This window comes from Streptomyces sp. NPDC018964, from assembly GCF_044390325.1.
Lineage (GTDB): Bacteria > Actinomycetota > Actinomycetes > Streptomycetales > Streptomycetaceae > Streptomyces.
Genome location: NZ_JBIRYZ010000006.1, coordinates 105491 through 129492, shown reverse-complemented (window position 1 = coordinate 129492; position 24002 = coordinate 105491). Strand labels below are relative to the sequence as shown.

25 protein-coding genes and 1 pseudogene are annotated in these 24002 nt (G+C 65.2%); 17 read left to right on the top strand and 9 right to left on the bottom strand.

The features are described from left to right. Positions 1-18 precede the first annotated feature (18 nt). Positions 19-2367, top strand: a complete 2349-nt coding sequence (locus ACH5AO_RS12305; RefSeq protein ID WP_398924176.1) for a UvrD-helicase domain-containing protein — start codon at positions 19-21, stop codon at positions 2365-2367. Positions 2368-2469: 102 nt separating this feature from the next. Here ACH5AO_RS12305 and ACH5AO_RS12300 read toward each other — a convergent pair whose 3' ends face one another. The 4 genes from ACH5AO_RS12300 to ACH5AO_RS12285 all read right to left on the bottom strand — a co-directional run bounded on the left by ACH5AO_RS12300 (position 2470) and on the right by ACH5AO_RS12285 (position 5063). After that, the gene (locus ACH5AO_RS12300; protein ID WP_398924175.1) at positions 2470-2691 is read right to left on the bottom strand and encodes an IS3 family transposase; all 222 of its coding nucleotides are present in this window, start codon (positions 2689-2691) and stop codon (positions 2470-2472) included. A gap of 31 nt (positions 2692-2722) precedes the next feature. Beyond that, a complete protein-coding gene (locus ACH5AO_RS12295) occupies positions 2723-3802 on the bottom strand; it encodes an IS110 family transposase (protein WP_398924174.1) in 1080 nt (359 codons plus the stop codon). 200 nt (positions 3803-4002) lie between these two features. Next, complete coding sequence (locus tag ACH5AO_RS12290; RefSeq protein WP_398924173.1) at positions 4003-4740, bottom strand: IS3 family transposase; 738 nt, start codon at positions 4738-4740, stop codon at positions 4003-4005. After that, positions 4737-5063 carry a transposase gene (locus ACH5AO_RS12285; protein ID WP_398924172.1) on the bottom strand — a complete coding sequence of 109 codons (327 nt, stop codon included), beginning with the start codon at positions 5061-5063 and terminating at the stop codon, positions 4737-4739. The genes ACH5AO_RS12290 and ACH5AO_RS12285 overlap by 4 nt, the downstream gene beginning before the upstream one ends. 72 nt (positions 5064-5135) lie before the next feature. On the opposite strand from ACH5AO_RS12285, the pseudogene ACH5AO_RS12280 reads away from it, so the two are divergent. The 4 genes and pseudogenes from ACH5AO_RS12280 to ACH5AO_RS12265 all read left to right on the top strand — a co-directional run. Further along, positions 5136-5380, top strand: a pseudogene (locus ACH5AO_RS12280) (transposase); the annotation flags it as partial. Positions 5381-5867: 487 nt separating this feature from the next. After that, positions 5868-7574, top strand: a complete 1707-nt coding sequence (locus ACH5AO_RS12275) for a hypothetical protein (protein ID WP_398924171.1) — start codon at positions 5868-5870, stop codon at positions 7572-7574. 5 nt (positions 7575-7579) lie between these two features. Continuing rightward, positions 7580-8533, top strand: coding sequence for an HNH endonuclease (locus ACH5AO_RS12270; protein ID WP_398924170.1), 954 nt, complete (start codon positions 7580-7582; stop codon positions 8531-8533). 258 nt (positions 8534-8791) lie between these two features. Next, positions 8792-9600, top strand: a protein-coding gene (locus ACH5AO_RS12265; RefSeq protein ID WP_398924168.1) for an IS5 family transposase whose coding sequence is annotated in 2 segments (ribosomal slippage) — positions 8792-9109 and positions 9112-9600 — 807 coding nt in all. Because the reading frame shifts where the segments join, the coding sequence is not laid out codon by codon here. 19 nt (positions 9601-9619) lie between these two features. Here the strand turns inward: ACH5AO_RS12265 and ACH5AO_RS12260 are convergent. The 3 genes from ACH5AO_RS12260 to ACH5AO_RS12250 all read right to left on the bottom strand — a co-directional run bounded on the left by ACH5AO_RS12260 (position 9620) and on the right by ACH5AO_RS12250 (position 11209). Further along, complete coding sequence (locus ACH5AO_RS12260; protein WP_398924167.1) at positions 9620-10021, bottom strand: hypothetical protein; 402 nt, start codon at positions 10019-10021, stop codon at positions 9620-9622. Positions 10022-10263: 242 nt separating this feature from the next. After that, a complete protein-coding gene (locus tag ACH5AO_RS12255) occupies positions 10264-10989 on the bottom strand; it encodes a 5-formyltetrahydrofolate cyclo-ligase (protein WP_398924166.1) in 726 nt (241 codons plus the stop codon). Between the two features lie 19 nt (positions 10990-11008). After that, on the bottom strand, positions 11009-11209 hold the full coding sequence (locus tag ACH5AO_RS12250) for a hypothetical protein (protein WP_398924165.1): 201 nt from the start codon (positions 11207-11209) through the stop codon (positions 11009-11011). A gap of 113 nt (positions 11210-11322) precedes the next feature. Between ACH5AO_RS12250 and ACH5AO_RS12245 the strand changes: the two genes are divergently transcribed. The 3 genes from ACH5AO_RS12245 to ACH5AO_RS12235 all read left to right on the top strand — a co-directional run bounded on the left by ACH5AO_RS12245 (position 11323) and on the right by ACH5AO_RS12235 (position 14267). Continuing rightward, entirely contained in the window at positions 11323-11862 is a 540-nt protein-coding gene (locus ACH5AO_RS12245; RefSeq protein WP_398924164.1) for a GNAT family N-acetyltransferase, read from the top strand. Between the two features lie 218 nt (positions 11863-12080). Continuing rightward, positions 12081-12362, top strand: coding sequence for a hypothetical protein (locus tag ACH5AO_RS12240; protein ID WP_398924163.1), 282 nt, complete (start codon positions 12081-12083; stop codon positions 12360-12362). Between the two features lie 984 nt (positions 12363-13346). Continuing rightward, on the top strand, positions 13347-14267 hold the full coding sequence (locus tag ACH5AO_RS12235) for a hypothetical protein (protein ID WP_398924162.1): 921 nt from the start codon (positions 13347-13349) through the stop codon (positions 14265-14267). 54 nt (positions 14268-14321) lie between these two features. Here the strand turns inward: ACH5AO_RS12235 and ACH5AO_RS12230 are convergent, their stop codons facing one another. After that, positions 14322-14993 (bottom strand): hypothetical protein, encoded by a 672-nt coding sequence (locus tag ACH5AO_RS12230; RefSeq protein ID WP_398924160.1) that lies wholly within the window; start codon positions 14991-14993, stop codon positions 14322-14324. 305 nt (positions 14994-15298) lie between these two features. Here ACH5AO_RS12230 and ACH5AO_RS12225 point away from each other — a divergent pair, with 305 nt between their 5' ends. Both ACH5AO_RS12225 and ACH5AO_RS12220 read left to right on the top strand, forming a co-directional pair. Then, positions 15299-16534 carry a helix-turn-helix domain-containing protein gene (locus ACH5AO_RS12225; protein WP_398924159.1) on the top strand — a complete coding sequence of 412 codons (1236 nt, stop codon included), beginning with the start codon at positions 15299-15301 and terminating at the stop codon, positions 16532-16534. Beyond that, positions 16531-17094, top strand: coding sequence for a flavoprotein (locus ACH5AO_RS12220; protein WP_398924158.1), 564 nt, complete (start codon positions 16531-16533; stop codon positions 17092-17094). Before ACH5AO_RS12225 ends, ACH5AO_RS12220 begins: the two co-directional genes overlap by 4 nt. A gap of 216 nt (positions 17095-17310) precedes the next feature. Here the strand turns inward: ACH5AO_RS12220 and ACH5AO_RS12215 are convergent, their stop codons facing one another. Continuing rightward, entirely contained in the window at positions 17311-17706 is a 396-nt protein-coding gene (locus ACH5AO_RS12215; protein ID WP_100109133.1) for a GntR family transcriptional regulator, read from the bottom strand. Between the two features lie 409 nt (positions 17707-18115). Here ACH5AO_RS12215 and ACH5AO_RS12210 point away from each other — a divergent pair, with 409 nt between their 5' ends. From ACH5AO_RS12210 to ACH5AO_RS12180, 7 genes are all read left to right on the top strand, one after another. Continuing rightward, positions 18116-18412, top strand: a complete 297-nt coding sequence (locus ACH5AO_RS12210) for a hypothetical protein (protein WP_398924157.1) — start codon at positions 18116-18118, stop codon at positions 18410-18412. Beyond that, positions 18409-18732 (top strand): hypothetical protein, encoded by a 324-nt coding sequence (locus ACH5AO_RS12205; protein ID WP_398924156.1) that lies wholly within the window; start codon positions 18409-18411, stop codon positions 18730-18732. The genes ACH5AO_RS12210 and ACH5AO_RS12205 overlap by 4 nt, the downstream gene beginning before the upstream one ends. Further along, positions 18729-19727 carry a DUF2637 domain-containing protein gene (locus ACH5AO_RS12200; protein ID WP_398924155.1) on the top strand — a complete coding sequence of 333 codons (999 nt, stop codon included), beginning with the start codon at positions 18729-18731 and terminating at the stop codon, positions 19725-19727. Before ACH5AO_RS12205 ends, ACH5AO_RS12200 begins: the two co-directional genes overlap by 4 nt. Further along, positions 19724-20374, top strand: a complete 651-nt coding sequence (locus ACH5AO_RS12195) for a GGDEF domain-containing protein (protein WP_398924154.1) — start codon at positions 19724-19726, stop codon at positions 20372-20374. Before ACH5AO_RS12200 ends, ACH5AO_RS12195 begins: the two co-directional genes overlap by 4 nt. Then, the gene (locus ACH5AO_RS12190; RefSeq protein ID WP_398924153.1) at positions 20371-20727 is read left to right on the top strand and encodes a hypothetical protein; all 357 of its coding nucleotides are present in this window, start codon (positions 20371-20373) and stop codon (positions 20725-20727) included. Before ACH5AO_RS12195 ends, ACH5AO_RS12190 begins: the two co-directional genes overlap by 4 nt. After that, a complete protein-coding gene (locus ACH5AO_RS12185) occupies positions 20724-21545 on the top strand; it encodes a phosphoadenosine phosphosulfate reductase (protein ID WP_398924152.1) in 822 nt (273 codons plus the stop codon). The genes ACH5AO_RS12190 and ACH5AO_RS12185 overlap by 4 nt, the downstream gene beginning before the upstream one ends. A gap of 83 nt (positions 21546-21628) precedes the next feature. Beyond that, complete coding sequence (locus ACH5AO_RS12180; RefSeq protein WP_398924151.1) at positions 21629-23884, top strand: cell division protein FtsK; 2256 nt, start codon at positions 21629-21631, stop codon at positions 23882-23884. Positions 23885-24002: the final 118 nt, after the last annotated feature.

Here is a 24002-nt window from a genome sequence, read left to right as displayed (position 1 = left end):
CCCGGAAGACGCCCGCTGATGACTGTCCGCCTCAGCCTGTACCAGAAAGCCGAACAGGAGCTGTATAAGCTCGACCGCTCGGTGAAGGCCAAGTTCTACGACTTCTCCCACCGCTTCAGGCAGAACCCGCACAGCAACGGCCTGCAGCTCAAAGCCCTCAAGGGCGACTCTCAGATCTTCTCCGCACGGATTGATGACTCTTACCGCGCGCTGCTCACTCGCACCGGAACCGACAAGCGCGGTGACGAAGACTGGCTGATCATCGCGGTCAGGCACCGGCGGGACGTCTACGAGCAACTCTCGGTTGCCATCAACCGGGTCTCCGGGGAGCTCGAGTTCGTAGACCTTTCGGTCGTCGGCGAAAGTGCCTTGCGCCGTGCGGGTATCCAACTCGTCCCTGCCGAGCCGGATGCCACCAATGTCACGGAGACCACTTCTACTGCGTCCTCCGAGCCGGAAGCTCCTAGCATGCAGGAGCCGGCTTCCTCCGCGCCACCCCTGCTAGCCGCCCATTCCCCCCAGCTTCTACGTGACCTCGGCGTCGCCGAACCCCTTATCGACGTCGCCTTGACGCTCACCGACACCGCCGACCTCGACCGCCTGGTCGCCGGAGCGCCTCTCCTGTCCCAGGACATCCTCTATGGCCTCGCCGCAGGGATGAGCCCGGACGAAGTACGTGCCGAGATCACCGACGCGGTGGCCTCCTCGGGACATATCGACCTCGCCGACTTCGGCGCGGCTCTTGCCCGCACCACCGTCACCACCGTTGACGACGCCCTACAGAAGGTCCTGGAAGCGGGGGATTTCCAGGCATGGAAAGTCTTCCTCCACCCCACCCAGGCGCGCCTGGTCAACTACGACTACAACGGCCCTGCTCGGGTCTCCGGTGGTCCCGGCACGGGTAAGACCATCGTCGCCCTGCACCGCATCCACCACCTCCTGCGGCAGCTCAAGCCTGGCCGGGACAAGCCCATCCTGCTGACCACTTTCACCAAGAATCTCGCGGCCGACTTGCACGCTCGCCTCAGCGACCTCATTGGCGATCCCGCCCTGCTGGCCCGCGTTGAGATCACCCACATCGACGAGCTCGCCTACAAAGTCATCACCGAGAACGCACTCAGCGGCCGCACCAAGCGTCGCACCGATGACCGTACGGCCCTCAACGAGCTACGCACCGTTATCAAAGAGCTGGGGCAGGAGGGCTCCTTCGAGCCGGAGTTTCTCCTAGAGGAGTGGGAGCAGGTCATTCTCGGCCAGTCCGTCACCAGTCGATCTGCCTATTTCCAGACCCGCCGAGCTGGCCGCGGGCGCCCACTCACCCGTCCGGAGCGTGCCACGGTCTGGACCATTCTCGACCGTTTTACCACCAGCCTCGACAGCAAGGGCATCGAGACCTGGGGCCAAGCCGCCGAGCGCGCGGCCCGCTATGAGATGGAACGTGCCGCCCGTATCCAAGCCCGCCAGTCATATAAGGAACAGGTTGGCGGCCGCGACCTCATCCATCGCGACGCCGATGCATCCCTGCATGACCTCAGGTACCGCTACCGGCATGTCGTCGTTGACGAGGCGCAAGACCTGCGCGCTGCGCACTGGAAGATGCTCAGAGCGATGGTCGCCCCCGGCGACAACGACATGTTCATCGCTGGCGACACCCACCAGCGTGTCTACGACAACCACGTCTCCCTCGGCTCCCTCGGTATCAATGTCCGAGGCCGCTCCGCCCGCCTGTCCCTGAGCTACCGAACCACCAAGGAGATCCTCGCCCAGGCTCTGTCGGTGATGTCCGGTGAGACCTACGACGACCTCGACGAAGGCACCGACACTCTCGCGGGCTACCGCTCCGTCCTACACGGCCCCGTCCCCGACCTACACGGCTACACCACCTGGGAGGACGAACTCGATGGCCTCGCTGCCACGTTGCGCACCTGGCGCGACGAACTTGCCGCTCATGACAACGGCAGCGGACGCGACCCCCGCGGCCTGATCGCCGTAGCCGTCCCTGACCGCGACAAAGTCAGCCAGGTCATCTACCACCTTGTCACCAAAGCCGGCCTGGACTACGCACAGCTGACCTCCGACGGCCCCCGCGGCGACGGCACCATCCACGTCGGCACCATGCCCCGCTTCAAGGGCCTGGAGTACCAGCGTCTGGCCATTGTCGGCGCCAACGACCGTCTCGTGCCTAGGATGGAGGCCATCGAGCGCTACCGCACCGAAGATCCCGCCCGTTACCGACGGGAGCTGCGTAAGGCCCGCTCGATGCTCTTCGTCGCCGCCACCCGGGCCCGCGACGCCCTCACCATCACCTGGCACGGTGATCCCAGCCCGTTCTTGGCCAGGACAGCTACTGAACTTCGTTCGTCCTGAACATCAGGTGACGTTGATGGTGTGCGTGGCGGCTTCCGTGTGGCTAATTTGGTTGGTTTTGTGGCGGAGTGTGAGGTTCCCCCGTTGCTCGGGAGGGGCTGATCAGCTGGTCAGAACGGGTTGGCGGGGTTTCAGGTTCGCTCGTTCGGTCGCTGCCTGCTCGGCGTAGTGCTGCTCTTCGAACTCGACGGGGCTGAGGTAGCCGAGGCGCTTCTGGATGCGCCGGCTGTTGTAAAACCCGTCGATGTACTCGAAGAGCGCGAGGTTCGCCTCGGCCCGGGTGGCGAAGGCGCGTCCACGCAGGCCCTCGGTCTTGATGAGCATCCAGAGGTTCTCCGCGAGGGCGTTGACGCTCCTATAGTTGTCGACTCGCCGCGGAGGCCACCCGCGGGGCGGGTTGGAGCAGGTGGTAGACCTCGCGGATGACGTAGCGCTTGAGGCATCGGATGATCTCCCGTTTCGTCTTGCCCTCGGCGGTGCGGCGGGCGACGTAGTCGATCGTGGGCTGGTGGAAACGCATCCGGACGATGACGGTTCGGTAGACCGTGGCGTTCAGCTGGCGGTGGCCGCCGTGGTTGATGCGATGCCTGCCGCCGGTCATGCCTGAGCCGGTGGGCACGGGAGCGATGCCCGCGAGCTTGGCGAGAGCGGCCTCGGACTTGATCCGTTCGGGGTTGTCGCCGGTCACGACGAGGATCTCCGCGGCCGTGTCCACGCCGATGCCGAACGGCTCGAGCAGCTGCGGGGCGACCCGCTGGACCAGGTTGCCGATCATCTTCGTCAGTTCCTTGGCCTCAGCGTCCAGGTACTGCCATCGCTTGGCGAGCGTCCGCAGGGTGTGGCGAAGTGCGTCCTCGGGTCCTTCCAGACGGCGAGGACGCAGAGCCGCGAGCTGCCGGGCCAGGCTGATCTGGGTCTTGCCGGCAGTCTCCCGGCGCAGGGCGTCCGGGGCGTGGACGAGTAGCGCCTTCATCGTGACCATCGCTGCCGCACGCTGTTCAACGGCCTGGTCATGGGCGATCTTGAGTTGGCGGATCATCTCGGCCTCGCCGTCGGCGGTCTTCGGCGTGGCGGTCGCGAACCCGGCCAGCACTGCGCGGGCAGCGTTCTCGGCGTCCAGGGTGTCGGACTTTCCGTTCATGCGCCGCAGCCGGCGGTCCGGGCGTCCGGCCTCGACCGCCTTGTGGCCGGCCCTGCGCAGGAACGAGGTCAGCGTGGCGCCGTAGGAGCCGGTGCCCTCGATCCCGAAGGCCAGAACCTTACCGAACGAGGTTGCCCAGTCCGCCAGTTGCTGGAAGCCGCCAGTGTCGGTAGAAACCGTCAAGGTGGCCAGGATCCCGCCGATCGTGTCCATCACTGCTGCGACGTGCACGTGCTTGTGCGTGTCGACGCCGATCACGACATGCCCGGACCTGGGCTGCTCGTTGTGGTGCACGGTTGGTCCTTCCGGTCGCTAACGTGGGTGTTCACGCTGTCGCCGGTCGGACGGACAGGACTGTCACGGGGACGCTTTGGTGAGTCGGCTCCAGGCTCCTATCAGGTCACGTCCGTCCGGCGGCAGCGCTTGCTGCGTGCCCGGCCGGACGGTCGACAGATCAACGCCAGGACACTCACGGGGTCAGTCATAAGCAAGAGTCAGACCGCCTCAGCCGGGACTACCCGATCCTTGCGGGATTCGGTGCGAGAAGACTGACAGTCGTACGAGTCCCCGACGGAGCCCATGGATGCCTCAATTCCTGCTCTCGTCAAGCGTGTTGTCAGCTTCACAAATGTGTACTGGCAGCCGTGGCCCGCATGATGGATCAACTGCCCGGGTTCGACCTCGCGGGACGCGAGAGCGTACTCGAGAGTGGCAAGCACGAGGTCGGCGTCCGCGTGAGCGGCAGTCTCCCAGGCCACCACCCGGCGGGAGAACGCGTCTCCGATCGCCGACAGCCACAAGGGTCCCTCACCGGTAGGGATCATGGTGAGGTCGGTGACCCACAGCCGGTTCGGTCTGTCGGCGGTGAAGTCGCGTCTGACCAGGTCGGGGGCGAGGTCGGCGTCCCGGTCGCGGCGGGTGAAGCCCTTACCCGTCCGGCGGGGGCTGATCCCGGCGAGGCCGGCTCCGCGCATGAGCCGTTCGACTCGTTTACGGCCGACGTGGACGCCTTCCCTTTTCAGGACGGCATGCACGCGAGGTGAGCCGTAGATTCCGCCGGAGTCGGTGTGGATCTGCCGGATCTGCCCGGTCAGCTCGGTGTCCCGGCGGCGCCGTTCGCACGGCTCCTTCTTCGCCTGGCGCCAGCGGTAGTATGTGGAGGAAGGGATGTGCAGTTCCCGGAGAGTGGGCTCGACCTCCAGGTGAGGGTGCTCGTCGAAGAGCGCCGTCACCCGGGCCGGGTCGGGTCGAGCTGTGCCGCGAAAAAAGCCGAGGCCGTCCGCAGGATCTCGTTCGATCGCTTGAGCTGGGTGTTCTCCTTGCGCAGCTCGGCCAGCTCGGCCAGCTCGGCCAGCTCGGCGCGTTCGTTGCTGGTGAGCAGATCGTCGCGTTCGCTGGCGTCGGCCTCGGCCTGGCGGATCCAGCCGCGCAGGGCCTCGTGATGGACACCAATCTCCTCGGCCATGCGGCGGATCACGGGCTTCGGCTCCGCGGCGCGGTACATCCGCACCGCACGCTCACGCAACTCCAGCGGGTACTTCCTCGGGGCAGGCATCAACAGGGCTCCTCTCTGTGAGTCCCATCTGACCTACTGTCACCACTTCCCGCATCTCGGGGGAACCTCACCTACACCCAGTTGCGGCTTGCCCGGCCTCTGGCAGCCGACCGGCGCCGGCCCTGGGAGAAACCCAGCCCACCGGACAGGCTCACCCCTGCCCGCGTCCGCCGGGACTTCCGGCACATTCGTCCAGCGACCGCCTGCCCGGCCCAGGCACCGAAACCCTCCCGGCCCGGCCCCGGACGACCACACCAAGCCGCAAGAACACCCGGCCCACACCCCGCCACGACGTGCACACACCGCGCAAAACCTAGCCGCCGCGACAACAAATAACGAAGTCGACGACCCCACGGCCCCGCCGCACAGGTTAAAGATCAAGTTAGGGACTGACCTGCAGCCGCCGTGACACCTCCATGATCGAGTGCCCCTCGGCGCACTCCAGCACGATCCCTGAACGTTGGGCCAGAGCCTGGGCCGTCGAGCGACGATGCACCCAACCCTCCAGCACGGCCCGCTGGGCATCGGTCAACGACAACGGCGGAATCTTCGGACCCGGACGACTCGTACCCAACCAACGACGAATCTCCGACTCAGGTCACTAGCTGTGGTCGTATGCATCCATCCCTGGGTTGCAGTGCCGTGCAGACGAATCTGGGGCCAACTGCCCAGGTCGACGCGTCGGCTAGGGCGACACGCCGACAAGCTGGATCTATCTGACTACAGATGGGGGAACCCTTCATGGCAGGGACTTGAGGCCTGTACCCTCACTCGTGCGAAGACAGCGTGAGGTGAGGGATAAGAATGACGGTCGATGAATTCCGCTATCCGACTTATGTGTTGCAGGAGGAGGAAGGCAGCAAGAAGCTGCTTTTGTTCTCAGCGAACGCAGTTGAGGTCGATCGTTGGGTTGGAGTGCCGCAGAAGCGGCGCCTTGCCGGAGAGGAGACCGTCGGCTGGCAGAGGGAAGAGAACCCAGGTCGTCTAAAGGAGCTGGCGAAATTCTTCAGCGACGATCGAAACGTAATTCAGAACCCACTCCTTTGCGCTCTTCAAGACGCAGAGGCAGTCACATTTCAACCTCTTGCAGGACACCCTAATTTTGGCGAGCTCGTTGTCCGTATAGAGTCGCTCAAAGGTGCGTCCTTGCTTGAGTCGCTTGAGCGTCTTTGTCTCCAGCTTGAGGAACGAGTCCCCTCGCTTCGCGCGCACAGTATCGACCCAGTTAGGCGTCGAGCGGTAATTGAAAAAGCACGCGCAGTTCACTCCTGGGACAAAGACTGGGCAGAGGAGGAACTGTCTGATGATGACATCGAAGAAGATGAGTCACAGTCTGAAGAACGGAATGGCGAAGAATCGATCGATTTTGCCTCTGCACTCCTGGCTGAAGAGACGCAGATAGTCGACTTCTATCAAGAACTCAAGATTCGCGCTGAAATCCTCCGAACCGTACCCGAGAGCGAGCGCCCACGAGAGTTCGTAGGGTTTTCGGCAGAGGCAATGCAAAGCTACCTCCGCCCTGTGGTACTTGTGGATGGACAGCACCGACTCCATGGAGCTGTCAAAGCGGCACAGCTCAAGCTCGATAGTGAACAAGGTCAAGAGCTACTGGCAGAGATGGTCGACGAAGGCCTTAAAGCAGATACCGCTCGCGACAATGTGCTGAAATCGTTCGCTAGGCAACTTCCTATCTCTCTGCTTCTTGACGACAGCCCCTCTGAGCACGTATTCCAGTTTGTGGTTGTCAACCAAAAGGCAACTCCTATGCCGTCCGCCTTGCTCGGCACAATTGTCTCCACGTCACTCTCTCGCGAAGAACTGGAGCCCGTTGCAGATCGGCTTCGAAAAGCAGCGATCCCTCTGGATGACTCCCAGGCAGTCGCTTTCATGACTCGCTCGCCCGAAAGTCCGTTCAAGAACCTTGTGCAGACTGGAATGACGGGCGACCAGAATCGCCTCCTTCCTTGGACAGTACTCAAGAGCCTGACTACCATCTTCCGCGAGCTGAAGGGCGGCAAAATCTTCGGTTCTAGCCTTGATTATGCCGATCTCTGGAGGCGTGAGCTTCTGGCGGAGTCGGACTTGGTTGAAGACGCAGCTACTGGAGACGAGAAGTTCAAGCTTTGGAATTCCACTGACGGACCATGGCGCGGCGTTGCCCTTAGATTTTTTTGGGAAATTCGAGAGCGTTTCGGAAATGACGACCCGGGTGCTAGTAATGCTTGGGGAAACACAGACTCGAACCTATATAACAAGATTTCTCTCACGATCCTCTCGGCGGACTATTTCCAGTTTCTAACCGATCGTCGACTTAGTATAAATTCCAATGATGATGTCAAATTCACAATGGATGAGTGGTTGAAAGGTGTGAACACGCAGTATTTTGCACGCGAGTGGAAAGTTGGCCTGAAAAAGGACCAGAAGGCAGTCCGTGAAAAGTGGGCCAAGACTTGGGTCGAGTATCGGAAGAATCCGCTGCGACTCCCTGCCCCGGAGAAATTTAAGCCCTGACGCAAATGGACACTCTTGGGCTAGGATCGTGGATTGAGTCGGCACAATCTGCGCTGCGATCGAATTGGGATACTCAGGGTCTACGCGATTTCGCGGCCCGTGAGACTCCACACACGGTACTGGGGCCACTCGGTTGGCTTTTGAAGGCGGATATCAATGCCACTTGGGCTCGTTGGTTCATCGATGGGTTCGCTGATAGTGCGAAATATGAAATAAATGGGGATCTGAGCTACGCTCATCTTTACGAGGAAATAAAGGATAACCTTGCAAGTGAGATCAGCGATACACCTGATGACGAGGTTCGAGAGCTCGCGCGCAGGATAGCTAAAGCCGCGTGGCAAGAAATTTTGTTCCGAAGAGTGATACGGCGAGATGGCCTGTCTGCTGAAGAGAAAGAGGAACTTTGGTTCAGTAATGAGCCAACTCCGCGATGCTATCTCTGCGGTTATGCGTTCTCAGATCTGGCTAAGAAAAAATTTTTGGGACGGGCTGCAAAGGGTCTTAAAATTTCTCCGTCGTTGGTCGTAGATTTTGTTAGACCGAGAGGGCGGGTTTCGGCCGATCTTTTGCCTGAGGTTGACCACGTGCGCCCCGTGGCGGCAGGCGGAGCGGCGTCGGTTGAGAATATGCGGCTGGCTTGCGGATGGTGCAATCGCTACAAGTCGTCCCACGGGCAGCTCTACGATGTACCCTCCAAATACACCGCTCGACTCAGACATCCAGTGCTTGGTGAAGTTAGCGTTCCGCAACCCCTCTGGATTATCAGAGTCGTTGGGCTTAGAGGCCGCTGCGAGCACCGTGAAGGGTGCGATGCTCAAGTGGAGAACGCGGAACTTTTCGTTGCTCCTAGGCGGCCCTCCGGTGCCTTGGCCCCCAGTAACTGTGCGGCATACTGCTCCGAGCACGATCCCTGGCGAGACGTTCGGTTCGTAGGCACTCGCCTCCTCGGTGCTACCTGATACCGCATCAAGAGGTCTGCGCTGAGGTAGAAGGTGCTCCTGGTCCAGCCGCAATGCCCGCAAGACGCAGGCAAGTACCAGGCCAACACCGACGCCCCGCACCCCGCTGCTCCGGTGGTCGGCCGGAGCAGCAGGCGCCAACTCCATTTCTGTGAAGGTGGGATCCCACCAGTGCGAGCGTAAGAGCTCGTAACACGATCTTGTTGAGATGCCCTGGTAGGGCGTGACTGGTCAGACGATTCGGCCGTTCGTGATGGTGTGAGTACTCGGCCGTGGATCGTGGACGACGACTTGTGGGCGCTGATCGAGCCGTTACTGCCGCCGTGGCCCGAGCGGTCGCCAGGGCCACGGCCGGTGGACGACCGGCTGTGCCTGCAGGGCATCTTGTACGTGCTCTACAACGATGTGGCCTGGCAACTGCTGCCGCTGGAGCTGGGGTTCGGCTCCGGACAGACCTGCTGGCGCCGCCTGGAGAGGTGGCAGCAAGCCGGTGTCTTCGACCGACTGCACCGCATCCTGCTCGCCGAACTGAACGCGGCCGGGGAACTCGACTGGTCACGGGCCTGCGTGGACGGCTCCCACATCCGCGCGAAAAAGGGGGTGCCGACACCGGTCCGTCACCGGTCGACCGGCGCAAGCCGGGCAGCAAACACCACCTGATCTGCGACGGACGCGGCACCCCGCTCAAGGTCATCACCACCGCGGCCAACGTCAACGACGTCACCCAGACACTCGCCCTGGTCGACGGCATCCCGCCCGTCGCCGGCCGCCCCGGCCGTCCTCGCAAGCGTCCCGAGGCCCTGCTCGGCGACAAGGGATACGACTCTAACCCCAACCGCGACCAGCTCCGCAAGCGCCGGATCCTGCCCGTCATCTCCCGCAAGGGAGCCCCGAACATCAAGGGCATGGGCAAGCTCCGCTACGTCGTCGAGCAGACCTTCGCCCTGCTCCACCACTTCAAGCGCCTCGCCGTCCGCTGGGAACGCCGCACCGAACTCCACGACGCCTTCCTGTCCATGGCCTGCAGCCTTATCTGCTGGAGGCGACTGAGGAAGCACCGGTCATGATCGTGTCACGAGCTGTTGGCTACAACTCACACCACTCACCCAGAGGGCCGGCCGCCCACGTCCGGGTGAAGTTGTGCAGTAGGTCCCACGCCCGATCGACATCTAGGACAAAGTCGCCCGTGAACGCGGCGAGGTCATCCATGATCGGGACTTCGACCTTGGCACCGGAGAGCACGGTGCCGTCTCCTGCGAGCAGAGACATCCGCTCGGTGTCACTCATCAGGTGGACGACCGCGTGATCATCTCGGAAGGCCAAGATCAGTCTCGGGAACTCCCTGTCCGGCGACCGAACTTCGACGTACCCCTGGCCAAGAGAACGCAGGTTGTTGAAGCGGTCTGACAGATCCTTCACCTCTGAACGCTTCTCGACCGGATGGAACAGGCCCGATTCCGGTGACATTGCCGCCCATACCACGCTCATCCGAGCCCTCTTCCTCACACAGGTCATCTCCCACGATCCAGGACAACGCCCCCGCGCTCCACCACGACACAACTACTGGGACTGGATCGCATGATCGTGTTACGAGCTCTTAAGGGTGCAGTATCTGACAAAGCGGAACAAGCTCACAATCCACCCAATCTCTATTGCAACGGCCCGACCTATACAGCCATATGATTACCGGCCTTTGAATCAGCCTTGAGAGACACTCAGAACTCCGGCCTTCAGGAGACCTGTCGAGCCATGAGCGCTGGGATCATGGTGATCTTCTCCGTGGTGAGGGCTGACCAATCGATTCCGGACGGCCGGTGGGGGTTCGGGCAGGTGATGGTTTCCTCGGGGGTCACGATCAGGTCGACGTCGACGTCGTGTTCGGTGGTGGGGATCGGGGTTTCGGTCACCTGGAGTGGGTGGACGGTGGTGATGACGACGGTCTCCGGTGTCACCAGGCCGGCTTCGGTGAGCAGGGCGAACTCGATGTCGGAGTAGCCGGCGCCCTTGCCGATGCGGGCGCCGTTGCGGTTGACGGCGACGCTGCCGAGGATGATCAGGTCCAGGGGGCGCAGGGCGTCGACCTCGACGGTGGGGGCGATGGTGGCAGCGGTGCGGCTGGCTGCGGCCTCGGCGGGCGGGACGGTGAGGGCAGCCGGGTCGAGGAGGTAGAAGGGCTTGAGGGTGGCCAGCTTCGGGACCGCCATGTAGAGGGTTTTGCCTTCCTCCAGGGCTCTTGCGCGGACCGGGAGTTGGGCCTTGTCCGGTACTGCTTTGACGACGCTCGCGCGCTGCCAGGCCGGGAGTGTCGCGAGTCGGGCTGCAGCTTTCTCGGCGCCCTTGAAGTGGGGGATACGGCCGTGAACGGAAGGGTCGTGGACGGCGTCCGCGGCGGTCAGGGCGTCCCAGACCTGCGTACGTACCGCCTGCTTGGCGCGGTCCAGGGAGTTGGCTGCCACCGGTGTCTCTTTCTCTCTCCTACGCTGCCGCCGTCAGGCCGAGCAGTCTGTCGTGGACCTCTGTGATGAGGGGTTCCTGTCGCCAGGGGCGTAGTTCGTGGGCGGCTCCGAAGGCGATGCTCATGCCTCCGCCCCCGCGTGTGGTCTCCAGCTCGGCGATGGCTTCGGTGAGGTCGGCCACCCCCGCCTCGATGTCGCGTCGACGGATACGGGCGAGCATGAGGTTCCCCAGCACGGTTGCGCGTGACTTTCGCCTGTCCCGTAACTTCTCCGCTGTGCCGGCCGTACGAGACGAGGCCGGACCGTGTGGTCGAGAGGATCAGGAGTCGTTCCATGTCCGATGAGATCAGGCTGCGCCCGGTGACCGGCGAGGATCTCGATCTGTTCGAGCGCGAGTTCAGTGGGCCGGAGGGGACCGGCCCGCACCAGTGGTTCGGCTTCACGTCGTCGGCCGGCCTGCGTCGGCGATTCGCGGAAACCGGCCTGCTCGGCCCCGATGGCGGCGTGCTCTCCGTTGCGGAGGCGGGCAGGACGGTGGGCCGGGTCGAGTGGTTCGCCGGCACCTGGGGACGGCCCGCCACCTCTACCTGCTGGAGTCTGGCGATCGGTCTGGTGCCCGCCGTGCAGGGCCGTGGCATAGGCACCCAGGCGCAGCGACTGCTGGCCGAGTACCTCTTCGACCACACCAGGGCCGAACGGCTTCAAGCCTGGACGGACTCCGCTAACCTCGCCGAGCAACGCGCGTTGGAGAAGGCGGGCTTCGTCAGGGAGGGCGTACTGCGCTCCGCGCAGTGGCGCGGCGGCCGGTGGCACGATCAGGTGATCTTCTCCATGCTCCGCACGGAGCGACCCGGCGGCGAACCAGGACGGTAATCGTCCCAGCCCCCTTCGCCACGTCCGACCGAATTGGTCCGCAGCCACGCTCGGTAGCCGCTGGTGCCCTACCTATGGCAATGCATCATCCGGGCAGAGCGAACTCAATCTCACGAGGCAATACAGCTAGGCTTCGAGCCCGGACCTGTCCGGGGCTTTCGCCGTTCAAGGACTGACAGGAACCGGTGCAGTGCACCTCGTGATCTCCGGGAGACGCCATGGGCTTGCTCGCGGTCCTCGACGAAGCGGTGGCCGCTCTCAAGGCTCCTCTGGGCGGGGAAGACCGGGCGCAGGGCTGGACCGATGATCTCCGAAGAGAGGTGCAGGAGGAGATCTCGACCAACCGCTCGGTGCTGCGTCGCCACGGGACGGGCATGGTGCGGCACCTGCGTCCTCGCTTCGACGAGTGGATGGAACACGAGGGCGTGCAGCCCGGACGCCTCCGGGACCTGGTGGGCGACGTGCAGCGGTCGCTGGTGGAGGCTCGTGCCACGGCGTGAGAAATGACGGCCGGCCTGGGCGTTTGTCACCCGTTGCCAATCCACGGGTCCCGACGTACGGCCGCTCCGAGCGGCGTACGCCTGCACATACGCGAAGACCCCGACCTCAGCGTTTCCGCTGGTGACGGGGTCTTTGGGCACCTCATACAGGGTGCCCCCGGCAGGATTCGAACCTGCGCACACGGCTCCGGAGAGCACGCTCCCCAAGACCCTGGCGGTGGCTTTGACCTGCGAAGAACGGGTGTGAGGGACGTGCGCATCGCTGATCCACACGCCCCTCACACGAAGAAGCGCCATCAGTTCGGGGCGTCAGCTGTACCGAGGGGGCTGAGTCATCAGTCTCCGCCCCACCAACCGAGCCACCACTCCAACATCCGCTTGCCGGCCGCAGAGCAGAGGCCACCGAGCGTTGCAAGAAGCAATTGCTTCCCTACCATCCGACGTCCCGCCTCATGGTGCTCATTCTGGCGCTGTCCTGTCACCTGTCCTCCAGTCGGCTGGTTTTCGCAGTGCGACGCAGGGAGCCCGCTGTTCGGAGCACTCCCGCGACTGCTTCTCCATTGAGCGACGACGCCCGGAGTGGATGGCAGTTGGCTGACAGCTTCGAGACGAGGTTGGTTGTTCCCGCAGCTCAGAGGGTTGGATTCCTCTAGGGTGTCGACACCTGCTGACACTTGTAGACACTTACAGACGGAGCAAGCCATGTCGACCAGGGGCGCTCGCGGGGTCTCCCTGCCCGGAACACATCTGGTGCCTCCAGGCCCGAGGCGCGACTTACTCATTGAGCTACATAAGCTCTACCGCCTGGCAGACACCCCAGGTGTCCGGAGCATAAGCGCCGAGATTCAGGAGCGAGATGATCTCAGTGCGACCATGAACAGAGATTTGGTCTCACAGATTCTCTCTGGCCGACGATGGCCAACCGTCAAGCAACTGGACAGCCTCGTTCGGGTTTTGGCTGGTCGGGCCATTAACAGCCCAGAAGTGAGCTCTGAGAGCTCGCGATTTGTTGCTCTCTGGACTGCAGCGGAGGAACCATTCGCGGAAGCGGTGAATGAAACCTATCCCAGAGATCCCATGGATCAAGCTTTTGAGGAAGCTAGCGCTTTAGGTGATGTAACTCCCATTGTGGAGCTGGCTTTGCAGAGGCCGCCAGATTTTGTTGTTGCGGTGCTCGACAAACTGAATGAGCGTAGTTGGACCAAGTTCGCTAAAGGTCTGTTGGTAGGGTTGGGGGAGCGCTTGGAACCTCCCCGAGTTCCAGCGCTGGCCTCATTGCTTCGGCCCACGGATGATTGGCTTCCATCGGATGGCAGCATCTTTGTGGGTGCCTTCGCCAAAGTTCGAGCTATCCGCGAGGTCTGCCAAGTTGTCGACCTAATGATGAGAGCTGGAGCCGCAAGGTATGCGTCCATCATGGTCAAGACTGTTCGGGAGGAGCGGCCCCTAGCTGAAGTCGCCGCACTCTTCGTTGAGCTACATAAAGGCGGGCATGGTTGGACAGTGGGAAATACCTGGAATTCAGACGAGGTTTGGCCTGAATCTCCGGATATTCTTCTGCTGCTGATCGAGGAGTTCCGCTCGCTTGGCTATCCGCAGGGCGTCCCCGATCTTGTTGCTCGATATGGAAGTGGCCACTCCGGGATGCATCGCTGGCAGCTATATCGGCTGCTAGGAGATAAGCGAATGACGGATGTCCAAGAGGGATTGATTCGGTCGTTGATTGAGCATGTCCCAGAGCGTGAGGTAGTTGACTTTGCGTCGGCCGCAACGTCGGATGGCCACAAGGAGCTCGCCCTTAAAGTAATCACAGGACTCGTGTCATTCCGTAAGTCGACGCCCCTGATTCATTTTCTCCCTCCGGAGCTTGCGGCAGCCGTCAAGGAGAGCCGAGTGGGAAACTAGGCAACGAAATTTCGAACCGCGTGGTGTGGAACAGTTGCGGCATTGGCTCCGCCATTACGGCAAAGTCCTCGGGGTGGGCGTCCGTGGTCGCCCACCAGTGGCTGTAACACTCCGGGGGGTTGGGGGAGACGCTACGCCGAGTTCCTCGCGTACGGACGCCTGGAACACGACTATCGGCTCCTTCATAGCCAAGACTGCATGGAAGGCGGCGTCTTGGGAGCCGCGGGTTGTCTCTAGAGCGCCGGCCGCATCCCATGCGGCCTCGAACATGGCTGACGCGGCTTCCGGTGTCGCCCCCTCGGACAGGATGGCGATCTCGGCAGTCAGGTGCTCTGCTTCCTCAAGTAGTCCGTGCACTTGCTCTAGCGCCTCCCGGACGATCTCTAAGTGCACCGCATCGAAGACCATCGTCTCGTCGGTCGGCTGGGGCACATCCGTTTCACGGACCGTGAGTAGTGTCGTGTATCCGGCCCGCCGGAGCCGTGCATACTCCTCCTCGTTGGGGAGAGACGCGCATGCACTCCAAAGGATGCGTTCCGTCTCCTTGATTTTGTAGAGGAGCTCTTTGGCGGCGCGGAAGCGTTCCGCGTGCCACCTGCGGAGGTCTTCGGCAGCTCTCCTCTCTCGCTCGGCTTTCTTTTGCAGTATTTGCGTCAAGATCGCTGCTGCCAGGGTGCCGCCCACCCCGAGAGCCGCGAGCAGGAGCTGAAGTGTCGATGGGCTCACGGTCGGACGCTACCCCCCTGGGTGTTACAGCCATTCTCGCCGGACAGGTGGGACAGCCCGGTATCTCACTGTCCCACCTGTTTGCGCAGGTCACCCTGGCTGCTGGGACAGTCGGACAGGTGGGACACGTCCTGTCCGCCACCTCGGAATCCCAACCTCTTCGAACCGGACCCGGACACTTCGTCCGGGTCCGCTGCCCTTGGGTGCCTCACGCTCGGCCCGACGGACAGGAAAGCCATCTGCCCAGCATGGCGACCGGCTCGGTACCGTGAACCTCGCCCCTACAACCGGGAGGCAATTCCGCAATGCGTGGTTTTGGAGATCACCTCAGCATCGGTGAGCGCATCGCGTTCTACCGGAAGCGCCGCGGCTACACGCAAGAGGTGCTGGCCGGTCTGGTCGGTCGCAGCACGGACTGGCTCGCGAAGATCGAGACCGGGCGCCGGAAGCCGCCCCGCATCGACATGCTCGCTGAGCTGTCTCGCATCCTGCGCGTGCCCCTCGGCGACCTACTCGGACAGACCGTCCTCATGGAAGACGAGCGCCAACAGGACGACGTCCCCGCCGTACGCGATGCCCTCATGAGCCCGCGTCGCCTCTCGCGTCTGCTCTTCGGCTCCGAGGCTGAGACTCAGCTGCCGACACCCGCCCCGGTGGCCGTACGGGTGGAGCAGGCATGGAACGACTACCAGGGCGGACGGCTTGGCAGTGTCATCGCCGCTCTTCCCGCGCTGCTTCAGACCGCACAGGAGTTGGAGGATCGCGCGGCGCGTCGCGGCGACGACCGTAGCGATTGCTGGGCAGTGTCGGCCCGTACGCACCATCTCGCCGCTACGACGCTCGCGAAGATCGGTGAGTCCGACATCTCGTGGCTCGCTGCCGAGCGCGCGATGCGAGCCGCTGACGAGTCGGACGACCCGCTCGTGTTGGCCTCCGCGGCCCGGTCCGGCACGCATGCTCTGCTTGCCAACGGGCGCTACGACGATGCTCTCGAACTGGGCAACACGGCGGCAAGGTGGCTGTCGTCCCAGGTGGCAGAGAACGACCCGGCCGTGCTCAGCTTGCTCGGAATGATCCACCTGCGTGCCGCAGTCGCGGCAGCGAGGCATCAGGACCGGCCCACCGCCACGGCGCTGTTGGACCGTGCCGAAGAACTCGCGGACGACCTCGGGTCGGATGAGAACTACTGGCAGACCGGATTCGGGCCGACGAACGTCCTACTCCATCGCCTGTCCGTTGAGCTGGACCTTGACAACGTCTCGTACGTGGTGGAACACGGCCGGATCGATGTCGACCACATGCCGCAGGAGCGCAGCGTTTCCCACCGCATCGACTACGCGCGGGCTCTGTCGCTTGCCGGCCAGGGAGACGAGGCGTTTGCGGAGCTGCGTACGGCTGAGCGCACGTCGCCGCAGCTTGTACGCAACAATCCGAGGGTGCGCGAGACGCTGCGGGACCTGATCAAGCAGTCTCCCGTGACCGGCGGCTCGCGTTCGTCCGAGGTGTTCGTGATGGCGCAACGGTGCAGGGCGGTGCAGTGAGTTCAGGCAAGCGCGGGGTGCTCGGAGTTGTCGGGTCGGCGGCCGGGGGCGTAGAGGCATTGCGTACCGGTCTCGTCGAACCCGCGATGGACCGCGGATGGCAGGTTGCCGTCACGCTGACGCCGACCGCAGGTCAGTGGCTTCGGATGAGCGGGGAGGTTGAGCGGCTGGAGAAGCTCACCGGCCTACCCGTACGTGACGAACCGCGCCTGCCTGGTGAGGCCCGGCCGCATCCGCCAGTTGACTGCTACGTGGTCGCTCCCGCGTCCGCCAACGTGATCGCCAAGCTCGCGACTGGCGTGATGGACAATCAGGCACTCACCCAGGTTGGCGAGGCTATCGGCACGCTTGGTCTGCCAGTCGTCGTCTTCCCACGGGTGAACGCGGCGCACGCGCGCCATCCCGCGTGGCAAGGGCACATCGATGCTCTTCGTGCTGGGGGAGTGCACGTCGTCTACGGCCCGGACGTCTGGCCGCTGTATGAGCCGAGGGAGGCGCCGGCGGGGCGCGAACTCCCATGGGCCGCAGTGCTGGACGCCGTGGAGGAAGCCACTCGATGACGAATCGTCAATCTGCCTGACCTGCAGGGAAAGAGGACCCGGACAGTCTGTCCGGGTCCTCTTCCATTTCCGGCCGCATGCTCATTGCCATGCCAGGGATCAATGAGCAAAGCGGCGAGTTGGGAGGGCTGACTCCCACGGAACTTGCCTTGATCGAAGCAAGTTTGAGCGAGGCGCGCGCCACGGTTGAACGACTGCTGCAGCGTGCGGACGAACTCACGGCGAGGGTGGAGTCCCGTCACCGACAAGCTGTTCAAGGCGGTCGAGTCGCTCACCGAGCAGACGAAGAGCGTCATGAATCGAGCTGAGCTCTGCGGCCAGTGCGGTGAAGGCGGGGCTACTGCCCGGCTCGGTGCCGAGCGGCATCGAGGGGTCTCGGACGAAGGTCCCGCGGCCTTGCTGGGTGAGGACCAACCCCTCGTCGCGGAGCTGGCCGTACGCGCTCTGAACAGTCAGGAGCTGCACGCCAAGTTGCTTGGCGAGCGTGCGAGCCGCTGGGAGTCGATCTCCCGGTTCGTACTCGGGCTTCGGGCCTGTGATCTTCGCTCGGAAGTCCGCAGCAATGTCCTTGGCCGTGGGCGCCTGCCTGGGCGCTTCTGAGCTGTGCTCCATGGGTTCGAGAGTAGCCGGACTAAGTCAATCTCGGCTTTTTCGCCGGACCTCCTTGACAGTTCAGATTGACATAAGTCAATCTGAACTCGCGCCTGGAGGGCCCCGTGAAACGGGTCTGAAGGAAGCGGTTGATCCTTGAAAAACGCCTGGTCACAGGCGCACATAAGTGGGCCTCTGAGCCGTCTCCCCCGAAGTGACGGCCGCGCGGATGCAAGACCGCGCGACTTCAACCGCTCCGCAGCGTCATACATCTGCACTGCGGCCGGTTGCCTCCGTTGCTCGTCTCGTACGAGCAACGCCGAGGGGAGCCGGAACGCACTTCACTGCCTGCTCTCCGGGCGGTCGCCTCTCACCACAAGGCCACGACCGCCCGGCACCCCTCTGTCCCTTCGACATCAGGAGCGTTGCTATGCGCGCCTACATCGGCGGTCATCAGGCCGTCTCCGTCAACGACTTCATCGAACTGGCCCTTGGTACCCCGCCGGAGCTGTGGCTGGGGGAGGAGGGCGAGACCGAAGAGGAGCGCGCCGCCCGCAAGGACGCGGCGCGCGACATCCTCGCCGACAACCCGGATCTCCCGGACGACGTGGCCCGCATCGCCGCCGAGGTGATCGAGGCGCACGCCCCGGAGCTGTTCAACGTCGTCCCTCTGACCCGCCCGGCGACCGGGCGCCGTCGGCCCTCGCGGAAGGGAGCGGCGGCATGAACGAGCCGCTCACGCTGGACGGGCTGGCCGCTCCACTGCTCGTGCTGCGGCTGCTGGCCGCTGACTTCGGGCACCTGCCCGCCCCGGACGTCGACCTGTCCCGCATCTACCCCGACCGGCTGACCCTGCGGTTCCACGAGGGTCTGAACGCGTTCGAGGCATGGCGGGAGGCCCTGGCCGTGCCGCCGGAGCAGGTGACACACGGAGTACAGGGCGACGGCATGACGCGCGTGCTGAAGGCGACCACCGACTACGCGGGCGCCGAGGTGCACCTACACGGCTACACCGACGGGCCTGCTACGCATGGGGGTGCGGCATGACGACGCAGACCGTCGAGCGTCCGGCCGTGCCCCCGCTGACCAAGCCGGAGATGGGCCTTGCCGGAATCGGCGCGCTCGCCGCCGCCGCGGTCGGTGCCCTGGGCCTGTATTCCTCGTTTGACGCGGTGTCCCTGGCCGCGGCCCGGTGGGGCTTCAGTAACCCGCACACCCTGCCCATCGCCATCGACATCGCCATCCCGGTGTTCACCCTGGCCAACCTGCTGCTGATCCGGCTGGACATGGCGTTGGCATGGGTGCGGTTCGTGCCCTGGGTGCTGACCCTGGTCACGTGCTGGCTGAACATCGCGGCCGGGCACTCGCTGTCCGCGAAGGTGGCGCACGGCACGATGCCGCTGCTGTGGGTGGTGTTCTCCGAGATCGGCGCCCACGTCTACGCCGTTCGCATCGGTGCCGTCACCGGACGGCGCATGGACAAGATCCGGTGGTCGCGCTGGCTGCTGGCGCCGCTGTCGACGTTCGCATTGTGGCGGCGCATGACGCTGTGGGAGGTCACCTCCTACACCGACGCCCTCGCCTGCGAGCGTGAGCGCCTGTTGGTCCGCGCGGACCTGCATGAGCGGTTCGGCCCGGTGGCGTGGCGCTGGAGGACTCCGCGGCGTGAGCGCGTGATGCTGCGCATGGGCGAACTCGCCCCCGCCGGCGCCGACGTGCCCGCCGCCCCGGAGCCGTCGCAGGCTCCGGAGGAGCCGAAGCGCGAGCCGACCAAGCCGCCGCGCAAGCGGCCCGCCAAGGGCAAGGCAGCGCAGCGCACAACGGCCGATCTGTTCGCCGAGGCACGCACGATCACGGCCGACTGGCAGGACAGCCAGATCAACGCCGAAGCGCTGCGCAAGGAACTGCACTGCGGCTCCAGCCCCGCCCGGCAGGTGCGTGACGCTCTGCTTGCCGAGCGAGCCGACGGCCGCGCCCTGCACCCGGTGGACGCGCCCGACGACACGGAGCCCGGCGACGGAGCCGAGGGGGTGGCAGCGTGAACACCCTGGCAACGGTCCTGCTGTCCGCGCTGCCGCTCGCCGCGGGTTGGGCGGTTCACGTGTGGTGGCTGCGAGGCTGCCTCAACACCGCCCGGCGTGACCCGCTGACCGGGTTACGCACCCGCGACGGCTTCACCCGCCGCGCCACGGCCCTGCTCAAAGACCCCCGCGCGGTCGTGGTGCTGGCTGACGTCGACAAGTTCAAGCACATCAACGACACCTACGGGCACGCGGCCGGGGACGTGCTGCTGAAGGCGACCGCCGATCGGCTCGCCCATCACGTCGGCCGTACGGGGGTCGCCGGGCGGCTCGGGGGCGATGAGTTCGCCGCCGTCCTCATCGACGACCACGGCACCGCCGAGGACCTGCTCGCCGTACTGCATAGCGTGCTCGCCGGGCCGGTCGATGGCCAGGACCCGGCCGTACGCACCACGGTCTCGCTGGGCTGGGTGCGTGCCGCGGACTTCCCCGCCGACGACCTTTCCGGCCTGCTGCGGCGAGCGGATGAAGCGATGTACGCGGCCAAGCGAGCTCGCGCCGGAACCCGCCGCGCCGGGCTCGGCTGGCTGTTCGCCACCGTCACCGGACGCCGCGCCGGCCGGACCGGCGCCCGCACCAGCGCTCCCGCGGTGGGGGTGGTCGCATGAGGTCACAACCCATCGTCGGCGCCGCCGTGTTCACCGCGGTCATGGAGGCGGCCGGGTTCCGCTGCCAGTGCAGCGGCGAGTGCGGCAACGCGCACGCCAAGGGCAGCGGCCGGTGCCCGCACGAGCACGACCACTACACCAGCAAGCACGGGCGCCGGGTGCGCCTGATGGCCGCCCCCGGCGACCCGCTCGCCAGCAACGTGACGGCCGCTCGCCTCCCGGCGAGCGCGCTGCGCGCATGGTGCCCCGACTGCCACGAAGCCGCCGCACGCCAGGCCAGGAAGCAACTCCCCGCGGCCCCTGCGGATCAGTGCGCACTGTTCGACCTGAGCGCCGGAGAGGACCACGCATGACGACCACAACCGAGCCGGTGAAGGCGTTCAGCTTCGGCGGTGGCTGGCAGTCAACGGCCGCCCTGGTGCTGGCCGCGCGCGGGGAGCTGGACTACCGGACGTTCATCTTCGCCAACGTCGGTGACGACTCCGAGAAGCCTGCCACCCTGCGCTACGTTGAGGAGTACGCGCGCCCGTTCGCCGAGGCCCATGGGCTGGAGTTGGTCACCGTCGGCCGGGTACGTCGCGACGGCACGAGCGAGACCTTGTACGGGCGCATCACCCGGGAGGGCTCACGGTCGCTGCCCATCCCCGTGCGGCTCTCGCCGTCCGGGGCGCCGGGCACCCGCGCCTGCACCGGCGACTTCAAAATCAAGGTCATCGGCAAGGAGCTGAAGCGGCGCGGCGCGTCCCGGGACAACCCGGCCACCGTCGGCATCGGCATCAGCCTGGACGAGATCGGCCGGGCGAACACCCGGCGCTGCGAGCCGCACGAGCGCATCGAATACCCGCTGCTCGATCTCGGCATCCGCCGGGCGGACTGCCCGCGCATCATCCGCAGCGTCGGGCTTCCGGTGCCACCGAAGTCGGCGTGCTGGTTCTGCCCGTTCCACCGGCCGGAGAACTGGCACGACATGCGCCGGGACGAGCCGGAGCTGTTCGCCAAGGCGTGCGACCTCGAAGCGCTGCTCAACCGGCGCCGGGACGCGCTCGGCAAGGACCACGTATACCTCACCCGCCTACTCCGGCCGCTGGCCGACGCCATCCCGGACGGGGTCGACACGCTGCCGTTCGACGACACCGACACCGGCTGTGACTCCGGCTGGTGCATGACCTGAGCAATCACCACCGGGCCCGGCCGCTCACCTTCCAAAGCACGCGGCCGGGCCCGGTATCCCTCCCAGAGAGAAGGAACCCCTCAGTGAACCACCCCGAAGACAACGAACTGTTCAACCGACTCGAAGCCGAGATGGCCGCTGACTCCGGCGCCGAGGTAGTCGACCTCAACAAAGCCCGATCGGCGCGCGGCGAGTCGGCCGACCCCGCCCCCGACTCGGCACCCGACTCCGAGCCGACCGAGTCGGCCGACCCGAGCGCCGACCGGTCGGCCGACTCGGTCGACGACGACACCGACGACCGATCGACCGTGATGGTCGACGATCCGGCCCCGGCCGGTCCGGGCCTGATGGACCGACTCCGGTCCGGGCAGCGACGCGAGGTGATCCCGGCATGGGCGAAGTCCAAGCCGGAGTTCGTCACCGCGCTCGGCTGGCTCGGGGGCTACGCCTGGCACACCACCGCCTACCACGTGGTGCGCCTGCCCTGGTACTCCCTCCGCCTCGCCTTCCAGGCCCCGGCCGGGGCCGCGAAGTTCATCGGCGGCGCCATGCGGTGGGTGGCCGACACCGAGGGCGAGCCGCTGCGACAGGTCGCGGCCCGACGCGAGAACGTCGAGGAGTACTTAAAGCTGTCGCGGCAGCGCGACAACCGGGTCAAGCTGCGCAGCATCCTGATGCTGCTCGCCCTGGTCGTCGGCCTGCCGCTCGCCCTGGTGCTGTTCGTGCTCGCCCCCACCTGGATCGAAGCCCTGACGCTGGCACTGCTGACAGCCGGGTTCGGCTTCCTCGGGGCGCCGTCCGACAAGCCCGTCATCTCCCGCGCGGTCGTCACGACCGAAGTCGAGCGGCTGACGAGCGGCATCGTGGAACGGGCCCTGGGAGCGCTCGGCATTGCCGAGATCAACAAGGCGCTCGCCAAGGGCGGGGAGGGCATCAAGTTCCCCGCCCCGATCACCCGCGACGGCCCAGGCTGGCGCGCGGACGTCGACCTGCCCTACGGCGTGACCGTGCCGGACATCCTCGACCGGCGGGAGAAGCTGGCCTCTGGTCTGCGTCGCCCGCTGGGCTGCGTGTGGCCGGAGCCGGTGGCCGATGAGCACGCCGGCCGGATGATGCTGTGGGTCGGGGACCGGGCGCTGAACAAGGTGCCCGCTCCCGCCTGGCCGCTGGCCAAGTCGGGTGCCGCGTCGCTGTTCAAGCCGCTGCCGTTCGGCACCGACCAGCGCGGCCGGAACGTCGACCTGACGCTGATGTACGACAACGTCCTGATCGGCGCCATGCCCGGCATGGGCAAGACGTTCAGCCTGCGCACGCCGCTGCTCGCCGCGGCCCTGGATCCCACGGCTGAGCTGCTGATCTGGGAGCTAAAGGGCACCGGCGACCTGGACCCGCTGAAGAAGGTGGCGGCCGACTACGGCTCCGGCCCGGACGACGACACGTGCGCGGCCACGCTGGATTCGATCCGCTACGTCTACAAGGACCTGGAGCGCCGGGCCAAGGTCATCAGCTCCCTGCCCAAGGACAAGTGCCCGGAGAACAAGGTCATCCCGCCCCTGGCCGCGAACCGCTCCCTCGGCCTGCACCCGCTCGTGCTCGCCATTGACGAGTGCCAGGAACTGTTCAGCCACGACAAGTACGGCAAGGAAGCCGGGGCGCTGTGCACGGCCATCATCAAGCGCGGCCGGGCACTCGGGGTGATCCTGCTGCTGGCCACGCAGCGCCCCGACAAGGACTCGCTCCCGCCCGCGATCAGCGCGAACGTGGGCACGCGGTTCTGCCTGCGGGTCATGGGCCAGATCGAGAACGACATGATCCTGGGCACGTCGATGTACCGCAACGGCATCCGCGCCACGTCGTTCACCAAGTCGGACAAGGGCATCGGCTACCTGGTCGGCGCCGCCGACGACCCGCAGATCGTGCGCGGCTACTACCTCGACAACCCGGCCGCGGACGCCATCTGCGAGCGCGCCCGCAAGACGCGCATCGACGCGGGCACGCTGCGCGGCATCGCCGCAGGCCAGACGCCGGAGCGCCGCGAGGCGGTCGATCCGCTGCTTGAGGACATCCTCGCCGTCGTCCCGGCGGATGAGGCCAAGCCGTGGAACGACGTCACCGTCGACCGGCTCGCCGAGCTGCGGCCGGAGAAGTACGGCGCGTGGGGCGAGATGGCCCCGGCGGACAAGGCGCGGCAGCTCACCACCGCGCTTAAGCCGTATGGCGTCACCACGGGCCAGGTGGCCCGGCGGATCAACGGCAAGACCGTCAACCGGACCGGCTTCGAGCGCGCCCACATCGTCACGGCGATTGCGGAGCGTGACCGAAACCGGGACGCGGGTTGACGCCGAGGGACCTCTAGCGCTAGGGGCCAAACCCTCTAGCGCTAGAGATCTCGCTAGCGCCCCATACGGGCCCTGATCAGCAAGCTAGCCGATAGGTCCCCACATGCGGAAACCCCCG